This window comes from Nigerium sp. (assembly GCF_039811905.1).
Taxonomy (GTDB): domain Bacteria; phylum Actinomycetota; class Actinomycetes; order Propionibacteriales; family Propionibacteriaceae; genus Propioniciclava.
The window spans coordinates 1-12,308 of record NZ_JBDHZL010000015.1; the positions used below are offsets into that span (position 1 = coordinate 1).

9 protein-coding genes and 1 riboswitch are annotated in these 12,308 nt (G+C 73.3%); of the genes, 2 read left to right on the forward strand and 7 right to left on the reverse strand.

Translation table 11 applies throughout. The annotated features are described in order from the left end of the window. From WMJ97_RS04850 to WMJ97_RS04875, 6 genes are all read right to left on the reverse strand, one after another. On the reverse strand, positions 1–447 hold a 447-nt coding region (locus WMJ97_RS04850), incomplete at its 3' end, for a hydroxyethylthiazole kinase (RefSeq protein WP_347347842.1). Further along, entirely contained in the window at positions 444–1,883 is a 1,440-nt protein-coding gene (locus tag WMJ97_RS04855) for an MFS transporter (RefSeq protein WP_347347843.1), read from the reverse strand. The genes WMJ97_RS04850 and WMJ97_RS04855, both read right to left, overlap by 4 nt. After that, positions 1,876–1,984, reverse strand: a riboswitch (TPP riboswitch). Its footprint overlaps the gene before it by 8 nt. A gap of 18 nt (positions 1,985–2,002) precedes the next feature. Further along, the gene (locus tag WMJ97_RS04860; RefSeq protein WP_347347844.1) at positions 2,003–2,404 is read right to left on the reverse strand and encodes a hypothetical protein; all 402 of its coding nucleotides are present in this window, start codon (positions 2,402–2,404) and stop codon (positions 2,003–2,005) included. 28 nt (positions 2,405–2,432) lie between these two features. Continuing rightward, positions 2,433–3,065 (reverse strand): pyridoxamine 5'-phosphate oxidase, encoded by a 633-nt coding sequence (gene pdxH, locus WMJ97_RS04865; RefSeq protein WP_347347845.1) that lies wholly within the window; start codon positions 3,063–3,065, stop codon positions 2,433–2,435. 78 nt (positions 3,066–3,143) lie between these two features. Then, positions 3,144–4,493 carry a hypothetical protein gene (locus WMJ97_RS04870; RefSeq protein WP_347347846.1) on the reverse strand — a complete coding sequence of 450 codons (1,350 nt, stop codon included), beginning with the start codon at positions 4,491–4,493 and terminating at the stop codon, positions 3,144–3,146. Next, positions 4,490–5,011, reverse strand: a complete 522-nt coding sequence (locus WMJ97_RS04875; protein WP_347347847.1) for a SigE family RNA polymerase sigma factor — start codon at positions 5,009–5,011, stop codon at positions 4,490–4,492. The genes WMJ97_RS04870 and WMJ97_RS04875 overlap by 4 nt, the downstream gene beginning before the upstream one ends. Before the next feature lie 228 nt (positions 5,012–5,239). Here WMJ97_RS04875 and WMJ97_RS04880 point away from each other — a divergent pair, with 228 nt between their 5' ends. After that, positions 5,240–6,748: a DUF2252 domain-containing protein gene (locus WMJ97_RS04880; protein ID WP_347347848.1), complete on the forward strand. Its 1,509-nt coding sequence runs from the start codon at positions 5,240–5,242 to the stop codon at positions 6,746–6,748. 877 nt (positions 6,749–7,625) lie between these two features. On the opposite strand, the gene WMJ97_RS04885 is transcribed toward WMJ97_RS04880, so the two are convergent. Then, complete coding sequence (locus WMJ97_RS04885; protein ID WP_347347849.1) at positions 7,626–9,119, reverse strand: aldehyde dehydrogenase family protein; 1,494 nt, start codon at positions 9,117–9,119, stop codon at positions 7,626–7,628. A gap of 197 nt (positions 9,120–9,316) precedes the next feature. Here WMJ97_RS04885 and WMJ97_RS04890 point away from each other — a divergent pair, with 197 nt between their 5' ends. Then, a complete protein-coding gene (locus WMJ97_RS04890) occupies positions 9,317–12,040 on the forward strand; it encodes a PEP/pyruvate-binding domain-containing protein (RefSeq protein ID WP_347347850.1) in 2,724 nt (907 codons plus the stop codon). The last annotated feature ends 268 nt before the right edge of the window (positions 12,041–12,308 follow it).

Sequence of the window (12,308 nt, forward strand, 5' to 3'; positions counted from 1 at the left end):
GGCGGCCGCCGCGTCCTCGGGCCGGGCCGTCGAATCGGCCCCGCGGCCGCCCTCGCCCGCGCGCGCCAGCACGAGGATCTCGGACGCGTTCCCCCTGATCACCGCGGGGCCGCGCCCGGCCAGCTCGTGGGCGAGCGGCGTCCGGACGGGCCCACGCCCGATCGCGGCCGGGTCGAGCACCCACGGGGCTCCCCGGTCGCGCGCCGCCGCGACCGTCGGCGGGATGCCCGCCGCCCCGTCGGCCGACAGCGTGCCGAGGTTGATCAGCAGGACGTCCGCGACGGCGTCCACGACGGGCGCCTCCGCCTCCGTCTCGGTCATCATGGGCCGCGCGGCGGCGGCCAGCAGGGCGTCGGCCACGAGGTTCATCGACACGGTCGCCGTGATGCAGTGCACCAGCGGGGCCGCGGAGCGCACGGCGTCCACCACCGACGCGACCCCGCTCACCGCGCGCCTCCGTCGGCACGCTCGCCGCGCCCCGACCCGGCCTCAACCGACCCGGCCGGGACGCCTCCGCGCACGTCCGCGCGGGCGGCGACGGCCTCGAGGTCGTCGTCGATCTCGGCCGGGGACAGCCGCGGCCCGAGCGCCCCGCCCACGGCGACGAGCAGCGCGCCGAGCACGATCAGGGCCGCGGGCGCGCCCTGGTGGCCGAGTACCCGCTCGAGCGCGGGCAGATAGTACGGGTACAGCGCCGGGATCACGATCGACAGCGAGTACGCCGTGCCGTAGCCGGTCGCGCGCACGTGCGTCGGGAAGCGCTCGTTGATGTAGGCCCCGACCGGGCCGTAGGCGCACACGGTGACGACCTGCAGCAGCGCGGCGCCCACGCCGGCCACGAGCGCCGGACGCGGGCCCGCGGTGATCCAGAGCCACAGCGGCGCACCGGCGCCCACGGCGAGCAGGCCCCAGCCGATGAAGAAGCGGCGGCGTCCCGTGCCGGTGGAGAGGTGCCCCGCGAGCGCCATCACGATCGCCTGGGCGATCGAGGCGAGGGCCATCGCGACGGACGCCCCCCGCGCGTCGAGCCCGACGTCGCTCACCATGCGCTGCGTCAGGACGATGACGGTCATGTTCGTCAGGAACCACAGCCCGCTCATCAGGGCGAACACCTGCCAGAACTGGCCGGCGTACCGCCCGGCGAGCACCTGCGCGAGCCGGGGGGCGCCGGTCGTCTTGGCCGGGTGCCGCCGGAAGATCGGGGCGTCCGCGACGTGCCGCGTGTAGTAGATCAGCATGAGCACCGACGCCGTCCCGCCCGCCGCGAACGACGCGCGCCAGCCCCAGGCGGCGTAGGCGTCCGGCCCCAAGACGGTCAGCAAACCCACCGTGACCAGGGCGATCGTCGCCTGCGCCCAGGCGGCCATCGACATGATCAACCCGGACGCCAGCCCCCGCCGCGTCGGCTCCGACCACTCCATCGCCAGCGGGATCGCCGACGTGTACTCGCCGGCCAGGAACACCCCACCGAGGAACCGCAGGCCGATCACGATGCCGATCGACAGCAGCCCGATCGACTCCGCCGGCGGGACGGCCGCGATGCCGAACGTGCACGCCGCCGTCCCCGCGATCGCGACGCGGGTGGTCGTGGTGCGACCGACGGCGTCCGAGATGCGGCCGAAGATCATCGCGCCCAGCGGGCGCCCGATGAGGGTCGCCATCACCACGAACGCGACCGTGGACGCCACCGCGTCGCGCCCCGCGATCGTCGGCAGCGCCGGCGCCAGCGCGGTGACGGGCAGAAAGATGTTGAGCTGATCGACGTAATTGCCCCAGACGCCCCCGGTGACGGCGGCGCGGCCGGGCGCGGGCAGGTCCGCGGCGAGCAGGTGCTGCCGGGACGCCGCTCCCCCGGACGCCCGCGTGCGTGACTGAGTGGGCATGGACTTCACTTCCTTCGCCGGCATGACCCGGACAGGTTCGACGGTCCAGACGGCGTCAGCCTGATCTCAGCCTCCTGCCGGAGGCTCCCGTGGGATTTCGGCGCCCAGCCTAGCCTTCCCTACCGCGCGACCCGCCCGGGTTTGCGGTAGACGAGGGTGACGAGCGCCACGGCGTCCAGCAAGAACAGCAGCCCGACGACGATGTGGATCATCGTGACGCCCAGCTCGCCCAGCGCCCACTGGGCGACAGCGAGCAGCGGAAGGCTGACCGCGTGGCCGGCGAGCCCGCGGTTGCCGCTCGCGCGGGCCCACCGTCCGGCGGCCACCGCGGCCACGACGGACGCGACGAGCGCGATGCCGGCGACGGCGGTGTGCGCGTGGAACGCGGGGCTGGTGCGCAGGTACAGGCCCAGGATGGCCTGGATCGCGGCCGCGACGGCCGTGATGACCGCCATCGCGCGCAACAGGGTCAGCGCGCGCGGGGTCGCGGAGGTCTTCGGGGACGTGTTCGAGCTAGCCACGCGGCCAGCCTAGTCGACGCCCGGACGCCTACGGCGCAAGCCGCCGACGCACCCACCGGCCGTCCTCGCGGGTATACCGCAGCCGGTCGTGGAGGCGGCTGCGGCGTCCCTGCCAGAACTCGATCGCGTCGGGAACGAGCCGGTAGCCGCCCCAGTGCTCGGGACGCGGCGGCTTCAGCCCGAACTGCGCGGACGCCTTCGCCGCGTTCGCGACGAGCACGGCCCGCGACGAGATCTCCTGCGACTGCGGGGACGCCCACGCTCCGATGCGGCTGTCCAGCGGACGCTGCACGAAGTAGGCGTCCGACTCCTCGGCCGAGACCTTGCCCACCGTGCCCTCGATGCGCACGACCCGCTCCAACTCCACCCAGTGGAACTGCAGGGCCGCGTGCGGGTTGCCCGCCAGCTCGCGCCCCTTGCGGGAGTCGTAGTTCGTGAAGAACACGAAGCCCTGCTCGTCGTAGCCCTTCAGCAGGACGACCCGCGTCGACGGCCGCCCGTCGGGCGCGACCGTCGCCAGCGTCATCGCGCTTGGCTCGGGCACCTTGGCCTTGACGGCGTCGTTCAGCCAGGCGTCGAACTCCTTGAGCGGCTCGGACGCGGCCCCCGCCTCGTCGAGCTCGCCGCGTTCGTAGCTCTTGCGCATCCCGGAGACGTCCATGGCCGCAGTATACGAACGGGCCGCCGGCGCCGGACGCCGGTTCGGACGCCGACCCCGGCGGCCAGCTGGGGACGCGGTTCAGAGGCGTCCGAGGGCCTCGGTCAGCAGCGCGCGGGCCTGGGCGACGGGCGCCTCTCCGCCCGGGTCGGGGCGGTCCACCTGGACGGCCACGATGAGGTCGCCCTTGCGCCCGATCGCCGCGGCCCGGCCCTGGCCGGTCGCGACGAGGACGTCGCCGGAGCCGGTGACCGTCCAGCCCGCGCCGAACGCGCAGTAGCCGATGTCGGCGGAGACGCGCTCGAACTCGGCGCGCGCGTCGCCCCAGCGCGTGACGTTCTGCCAGACCGTCCACTGCGCGGTGTTGCTGTTCTCCTGCGCCCAGCCCCAACTGCGGCCGTCGGTCGGGCGGGCGGCGTCCGGGTTCTTCGGCGGGTCGCACGACATGCCCGTCGACGTTGGCAGGTTGGCGTACTCGCCCAGGTCGGACAGCAGGATCATCCGGACGCCCACCCCGCGGCCGGCCGCGGCGGCGCCGAGCGCCGCCGTCGCCGGGATCGGGGTGGGCGTCGGGGTCGGCTGGGCGGTCGTCGGCGGTGGGGCGGACGGGGTCGACGGGCCCGTCGAACCGGACGCCGTCGGCGTCGGCTCGGACGCCTGCGGCCCCGTCACGCGGAAGCCCCTTGCGGTCGAGGTGAACCCGTTGCCGGACGTCCGGTTCGTGCAGCGGACGCCGCCGGCCGCGGTCGCCGTGCACGAGACGTCGCCGAACCGCAGCGTGGAGCCCTGCGGCAGGACCGCGGCGCGGAGCCCGCCCAGGTCGAGCGTGGGCGTCCCGTACTGCCGCTGCCAGGGTTGATCGGTGACGGCGGCGGGGTCGAGGCGGGACGCCGCGCAGGCGTAGGAGAAGCGGGCGGCGAGCGTCCCCTGGAGAATGTCGCCGCTCGCGGCGTCCGGGCAGGCCTGGGCGACGGGCGGCAGGGCCGAGGCGGGGGCGTCCCGGTGCGGGTCGCAGATGACGGAGCCGTCGCGCAGCAGGCACCGCGCCTTGCCGCCGGCGGTGACGAACCCGGCGGAGGCGACGCCCTGCACGACGAACTGGGTGGCGGAGAGGCGGGCGGACGGCGTCCGGGTGGCCCGGGGCGTGGCGCCCGACATCGTGGGGACGGTCGGCGCCGGGGAGTTCGTCGCCGTCGGCTGGCCCACCCACGGCGCCGGCTCGGGCACGGCGCGGTGGCCGATCGGGCCGAGCGCCTGCCACACCAGGACGCCGACGACGGCCACCGTCAGCGCGACGACCGCGAGGCCGACGCGCAGCCGGCGCAGGTGTTCGCTCCGGCGGACGACCCGTTCGGCCAGGTCGTCGGGAAGGTCGGGCCCCCTGACCGCGCGCAACTCCTCGCGGAGGCGGGTTTCGTTGAACGCGTTCATGCTGTGCTCCATGCTCCGTTGACCGGCGGGCCGGTCAGGTTCCGCCTCATGCGGGCCAGCGCCCGCGAGCAGGTGGACTTCACCGTGCCCACCGAGACGCCGAGGTCGCGGGCCACGTCGGCCTCCGACAGGTCGGCGTAGAACCGCAGCACGACCACCGCGCGCTCCCGTGGCGTCAGGGCGGCCAACTGCCGAACGATGTCGTCGCGCGCCTCGACCGCCTCGTACCCCCGCTGCCCGGACGCCGCGGCCCGCTCGGGCGCCTCGTCGGGTGACTCGAACCGCCGCCGGCGCCACCAGTCGGTGCACTGGTTCGCCATCACCTTCCGGGTGAACGCCAGCGCCCTTCCGGGAGCGATCCGGCCCCAGTTCAGGTACGTCTTCACCAGCGCCTCCTGGACGAGATCGTCCACGCTGCTCGCGCGCCCCGTCAGGAGGTAGCCGTACCGGGACAACGCCGCCCGGTTCTCCTCGACGAACGCGGAGAACTCGGCCTGAACGTCTTCCCGGGTGGGCACACTTCATTAACGCGTCGCCGGGGTCAAAGGTTGAGCGCGCGGCGTCCGATCTTTGGGGACGCGGCGTCCCGCTCGGTGGGCGGCGGATCCGAGCGCCCAAGTGCCTGCCCGGGCGCGCCCCGCGGGCGACGCGACGGAGGCGTCCGTCGGGGTGTGGCGCGGCCGGCCGCGGCCGCGGTTGACTGAGAGATGGTGCAGCGCGCCCGTCCGCTAGGCAATACTGCGGTCATGCCCAGGACCGCCCAGCACACCGTGCTCGCCACGACCGACAGTTCGGCCTTCCGCTCGGTGCGGGAGCAGTCGACGACGCGCGAGGAGCGGTACCAACTCGGCCGGGATCTGCGCAACATCGTGCCCGTCAAGACGCTCGGCCGGTGGAAGGCCACCTCGCACCGCACCGACCCCGTGACGCTCATCGAGCAGTCACACGTGGGGCGGGTGCCCGAGCTGATCGCCGTCCGGGTGGGGCGGATGGCGTCATCCCCGTACGGGTTCTTACGCGGGGCGGCGGTCGTCCAAGCGGCGGACTCGGCGTTTCTCCCGTCGACCGGCATCATGCCGGTCGTCTGCGGCGACAGCCACCTCGGCAACTTCGGCTTCTACCGCTCGCCCGAGGGCGAGCAGGTGATCGACCTCAACGACTTCGACGAGGCGCATCCGGGCTCGTGGGAGTGGGATCTTCGGCGGCTGACGGCGTCCGTGTACGTGGCGGGCCGCGAGAACGGCTACAGCGAGGACGACTGCGCGGACGCCGTCCGGACGTGCGTGCACGCCTACCGCGACGAGATGGTGTACCTCGCCGAGCAGCCGCTGTTCGCGCGCTCGTTCAACCGGCTGGACACCGACCGCATCCGGGAGACCGTCACCGAGAAGGGGCTCCGCGCGGAGATGAAGCGGGCGCTGAAGGCAGCCCGGAAGCGGACGTCCGACCGCGCGCTCCCGAAGTTCACCGATGAAATCGAGGGAAAGCGGAAGATCGTGGAGGATCCTCCGCTCATCACGCGCCTGCCGGAGGCCGAATACGAGGCCGTCGCGGCGTCCCTGGATGGTTACCTAGACACCCTCGCCCCGCACTGGAAGACGGTCGTCGGGGGCTACACCCTGGTGGACATCGCGCACAAGGTCGTCGGCGTCGGGTCGGTCGGGCTACGGGCGTACGTCGCGCTGCTCGAGGGGAGCTCGCCCGACGACGTCCTGTTCCTGCAACTGAAGCAGGCGCGGCGGTCTGTGCTGGCGCGATTCGTGCACGGCGAGCACGCGCTGCACGACCACCAGGGGCACCGGGTCGTGGAGTACCAGCAGGCGCTGCAGACCGTGTCGGATCCGCTGCTCGGCTGGACGTCGATCACCCTGCCGCAGGGCGCCGAGCTGCTGGGCCTCGACGGGCAGGTGAGCACGGAGCCGGTGACGATGGACTTCTACGTGCGGCAGTTCCGCAACATGAAGGGGACCGTGCCGCTGGACTCGATCAACGCCCAGGGCCTCACCGACTACGCGGGGATCGTCGGGCATCTGCTCGCGAAGGGGCACGCGCGGACGTCCGGGGCGTCCATGGTCGCCGGCTACCTCGGCAAGGCCAACGCCGCAGCGGACGCCTTCGCGCACTTCGCCCGGCTCTACGCCGACCAGACCGAGGCCGATCACGCCGAGTTCGTGGACGCCGCCCGGTCCGGACGCCTCCCCATCGAGCCGTCCGCCCTGGAGAACATGGGTTCCGCGTTTCGCCCGGGGGGATAAGCCGGAGTGGTCTGCGTCTGCGGGCCGGACCGTCATCCGACGGGCGCTCCCTCCACGGCGCCCCCCACGGACGCTCCCCCGCGCACAGGCCGTCCGCCCACGGACGTTCCCCTCGCGCACAGGCCGTCCACCCACGGCCCCCTCACGCAGGGCCCTCACTCACACGCGGCCCCTCACACGCGGGCCCGTCCCCCACGCCACGGGCCCGCGAAGCTGTGCGCACTCGATCCCGGCCGATCCAGTGAGAACAGTGTCATCGCGCATCCATTGCGCACCCGTTCGCGGACGCCGCGTCCGGCGACCGGCGCCGGCGGCGTCCAAGACGAACGTCCGTTCGCTGTGGTTTGCCCACGGGGTGTGAGCAAACCACAGCGCCGGGCACACGAACCCCGTCGCCAGCGCGCGACGGCATCCACCCCACTCGGGGATCTGGGTGTGATGAGCCCGCCCATGCTGCAACTCGTGCAGCCGACGGGGGGCGAGGCGGGGCAGACCGTGGCCGGGGTGCGAACCGGTGCGCGCCGGATCCACGATGACGCCGTTCTCACTGGGACGTGCCTGAACGACATCACCCCCGTTCGCGCGCGGCCGCACCCTTGCGGCTGTCTCGAGACGGGGCCTCCTCGAGACGGTCGTGATCCGGTCACCCACGGTGACCTCGACCCACCGAGCCAGCGGCAGCGTTGCTCCGAGGCGGGGGCCGCTGGGCCCGTCACGCGCGTCCGGGGCCGTGTGACGTTGTCCACCTCAGAGTGTGGAGAACGTCAGGTAGAAACGCACCACCGGGAGAAATGCACCACGGGGTGGAAGAGGACGCCCACGGCGCCGAGAGACCACCCCAGGGCGCGCGACAGCCACGCGCCCCGGGGTCGTCACGTCACTTCGCGAACGGCAACCCCGCGGGCGACCCGGAGAGGTTCACAAGAATGTTCTTGGTCTGCTGGTAGGCGTCCAGGATCATCTTGTGGGTTTCGCGTCCGATGCCGGATTCCTTGTAGCCGCCGAACGGCGCCCCCGCCGGGAAGGCGTTGTACTGGTTGACCCAGATGCGCCCGGTCCGGACGCGGGTGGCGACGCGAATCGCCCGCTCGAGGCTCCGGCTGAAGACGCCGCCGCCCAGCCCGTAGGGCGAGTTGTTGGCCATCTCGACGACCTCGTCCTCGTCCTTGAACGGGATCACGACGCCCACCGGCCCGAAGATCTCCTCCTGCGCGACGCGCATGTCGTTCGTGCCGACCATCAGCGTCGGCTCCATGAACGCGCCCTTCGCCAGCGCACCCTCGGTGGCCCGCTTGCCGCCGACGGCGATACGGGCGCCCTCCTCGCGGCCGACGTCGACGTAGCCGACGATCTTCTCCAACTGCGACACGTTGATCTGCGCGCCCATCTCGGTGGCCGGGTCGAGCGGGTCGCCCATCTTCACGGCGGCGAACGACTCGGTCAGGCGGTTCATGAAGTCGTCGAGCACCTTCTGCTGGATGAAGATGCGCGAGCCCGCCGAACACACCTGACCCTGGTTGAACAGGATGCCCATCTGGACGCCGTTCACCGCGACCTCGGGGTCGGCGTCGTCGAAGAACACGTTCGCGCTCTTGCCGCCGAGCTCCAGCGTGGCCGGGATGATCTTCTCGGCCGCCGCCAGCGCGATCTGTCGGCCGACCTCGGTCGAGCCGGTGAACGCGAGCTTGTCGACGTCGGCCTTCTGCAGGTAGTCGCCGGCGCGGCTGCCCGAGCCGGTGACCACGTTGAGCACGCCCTTCGGCAGGATGCCGGCCTCGTCGATCAGCCGCGCCAACTCCAGGATCGACAGCGACGTCGCGCTGGAGGGCTTGAACACCACCGTGTTGCCGGCCACGAGCGCCGGCGCGAGCTTCCAGGCGCCCATCAGGAACGGGAAGTTCCATGGCACGATCTGCCCGATCACGCCCAGCGGCTCGCGCAGGATGATGTTCAGCGTGTTCGGGTCGAGCATCGTCGCCGCGCCCTCGTCGGCCCGCATGCAGCCCGCGAAGTAGCGGAAGTGGTCGACGGCCAGCGGGACGTCCGCCGCGCTCGTCTCCCGGATCGGTTTGCCGTTGTCGAGCGACTCGACCGTGGCGAGGTACTGCAGGTTCTCCTCGATGAGGTCGGCGATGTCGAGCATCGCCTGCGAGCGCTCGGCGACCGGCTTCTCGGCCCAGCCGGCGAACGCGGCGCGGGCGGCCGCGGCGGCGGCGTCCACATCCTCCTTCGTCGCGTCGGCGATCTGCGCGAGCGGATCGCCCGTCGCCGGATTCTCGGCGTCGAGCGTCTGGCCGCCGGACGCCTCCCGCCATTCGCCGCCGATGTACAACCCGAAGTGGTCCCTCGACAGTTCGTGCTTCTCGGACATGCGTGCTCCTTCATTGGATCGTCCGGGGGACGCGGCCGACGCGGAGCGCTCCCGGCCCGGACGACCATGCCCGGGCGGGGACGACGGCGTCGCAGCGTCCCGATGGTTGCCCTCCACGGTAACCCAGAGCGGGCACGGACGGGAGTGGCAGGATGGGGCGGTGGGTGACGAAGCCCCTTGTCGAGATCGGAGTTTCCATGGCCGACAGCATCGCTCGCAGCCTCGCCGAGGACGATCCGTGGGGGCTCGCCACGCTGGGCGGGAAGGGTGCGAACCTCGTCCGGCTCGCCGACGCGGAGCTGCCGGTGCCGCCGTTCGTGATCGTCCCGACGGCGGAGTACGACGCGTTCGTCGCCGACCATCCGGGCGTCCGGGAGACGCTGGACGCCGCCGTCGCCGCCCACGCGGCCGGCGAGATCACCCCCGAGGACGCCTCCGCGCGCATCCGGTCCGCCTTCCGCGCCCAGCCGCCCACCGACGCCCAGCGGGCGCGGTTGGCCGGCGTTCTGGAGCGGCTGAACCTGGACGCCCACGCCGTCGCGGTCCGGTCGTCGGCGACCGCGGAGGACCTCCCCGACCTCTCGTTCGCCGGCCAGCAGGACACCTACCTCGAGGTCCGCGGCCTCGACGACGTCGTCGCGCGCATCGTGGACGCCTGGGCCAGCCTGTGGACCGAACGGGCCATCGCCTACCGGGCCCGCAACGACGTCGGCGGGACGCTGAGCCTGGCCGTCGTCGTCCAGCGCATGGTGGACGCCGACGTCTCCGGCGTCCTCTTCACCGCCGACCCGCTCACCGGGCAGCGGTCCGTCACGACGATCGACGCCGTCGAGGGTCTCGGCGAGCAGCTCGTGTCGGGCCAGGTCACGCCCGAGAACCTGCGCGTCGACACGGCGTCCGGACGCCTGCTCTCCCGCACCCCCGCGCCCGGGCGCGACCGCATCCTCAGCCCGGCCGAGGCGTCCGCCCTCACCGCGCTGGGGCGGCGGGTGGCCGAGCTCGACGGCGTCCCGCAAGACATCGAGTGGGCCATCGACGGCGACCGCGCGTGGCTGCTGCAGGCCCGGCCGATCACGAGCCTGTTCCCGATCCCCGACGGCCCCGCGACCGCCGTCTGGATGAGCTTCGGCGCCGTCCAGGGCATGCTGGAGCCGATCACGACCCTCGGCCGGGACATCCTCGTGCGCCTGCTGTCGAGCGTGCCTCGGCTCGGCGGGATCGAGGTCGACGCGGCGACCAATCCCTACCTGCGACCCGCGGCCGAGCGGCTCTGGCTTCGGCTGGACCGCGTGCTCGACGGGCCCCTGCGTCCGCTCGCCGCGCGTTTCCTGCCCCTGGTCGAGCCGACCGCGGCGGCCATCGTCGGCACGCTGCTGACCGAGCGCCGCCCCGCCGGCCGGCGCCTGCCGCGTCCGGGCGTGCGCGTGGCGGCCGCGATGGCGGGCCGCGTCCTGCCGCGCGTGCCGGTGAGCCTGGCTCGCCCCGAGCTGACCCGCGCGAACCTGGACGCCGCCGTCACCGCCTACCTCGACGGCCTCGACACCCGCCTGGACGCCGCCGCCCGCCCGGACGACCCCGACGCCCGCCTGCTGGCCCGCGTGGCGGCCGCGCGCGAGTTCGCCCGGTCGGCGTTCCCGATGTTGCTGCCGCGGTTCGGACCCGTGATCGTGCCCGCGCTCGCGATGCTGCGCCGGCTCCAGGCGCTGGCCGCGCGCTCCCCTCTCCCGGACGCCTCCGCCCTGACCCTCACCATCCTGCGCGCCGTCCCGGGCAACGTGACCACCACGATGGACCTTGACCTGTGGCGCGCCGCCCAGACCATCCGCCGCGACCCGGACGCCCGCGACGCCCTCGCCGGAGCCGAACCCGCCCAGCTCGCCGCCCGGTTCCGCGCCGGGACGCTGCCGCCGGTCGCCCAGGACGCCGTCGCCGGATTCCTCGCCGACTACGGCATGCGCGGCGTCGCGGAGATCGATCTGGGCACCCCGCGCTGGCGCGAGCAGCCGGACGCCGTCTTCGCCACCCTCGCCTCCTACAACGCCCTCGACGACCCGTCGCGCGCCCCCGACGCCGTCTTCGCGCGCGGCGAGGCCGCCGCCGGGCGCGCGATCGAGACGCTCGCGTCCTCGCTCGGACGCCGGGACGCCGCCCAGCTCCGCTTCCTCGCCGGACGCCTCCGGCGCCTGATCGGCGCGCGCGAGACCCCGAAGTTCGCGTTCGTGCGGGGGCTCGGGGCCGTCCGGGAGGCGCTGCTCGCCTCCGGGGACGACCTCGTCGCCGCCGGCGTCCTGGGCGAGCGCACCGACGTCGTCCACCTGACCCTCGACGAGCTCGCCGCGCTCGCCCGCGGCTGGCGGGCGGCGTCCACCGATCCGGCGGCGACCAGGGCCCTCGTGGACGCCCGCGCGGCCGCCCGGGCGCGCGAGGCGCGGCGCGTCCGCGTCCCCGTGGTGCTCGCCGGGGACGGCCGCGCCTTCTTCGAAGGCGCCACGGGGGCGCCCCTCGGCTCCCCCGCCGGCGGGAGCACTCGGGGCGCCCCAGATGCCCCAGATGCCCCAGGCGCCGACACCGCCGGCGCGACGCTCCACGGCACCGGCGTCTCACCCGGCGCGGCCGAGGGCCGGGTGCGGATCGTGCGCGATCCCCGATTGGCCCGCCTTGAGCCCGGGGACATCCTCGTCTGCGCCGGCACCGACCCGGCGTGGACGCCCCTCTTCCTCACCGCCGGCGGGCTCGTCACCGAGGTCGGCGGGCTCATGACGCACGGATCCGTGGTCGCTCGCGAATATGGGATCCCCGCGGTGGTCGGAATCCCACACGTGACGCGGATCCTGAAAGATGGTGAGCCGATTCGCATCGACGGGACTGCGGGTGTCATCCTGCGCGCCGCCCCGCAGAACGGGCCCGACCCCGTTTCCTGAGGGCTTCGTCAGGGTTTTCTCAGCTTTGTTGCCATGTTGCCATCCCGAAGGAAACCGGAAACCTCCCGGCGGAACCCCTCCCAAACCACCGGAAGAACGGAATATTTCAACTTCGTTACACGCGTGTCGCCAAAGATTTTCGTGTTTCGGGGGCAGTCCCCCTGCAGGGTGACTGTTGTGGGCCCCTCGTCCTGATATATTTCCTGTTGTTCGTTCTGGGGGGAACAAACCGCGCACTGACCATGCGCACCGACCAATGACCATGCCC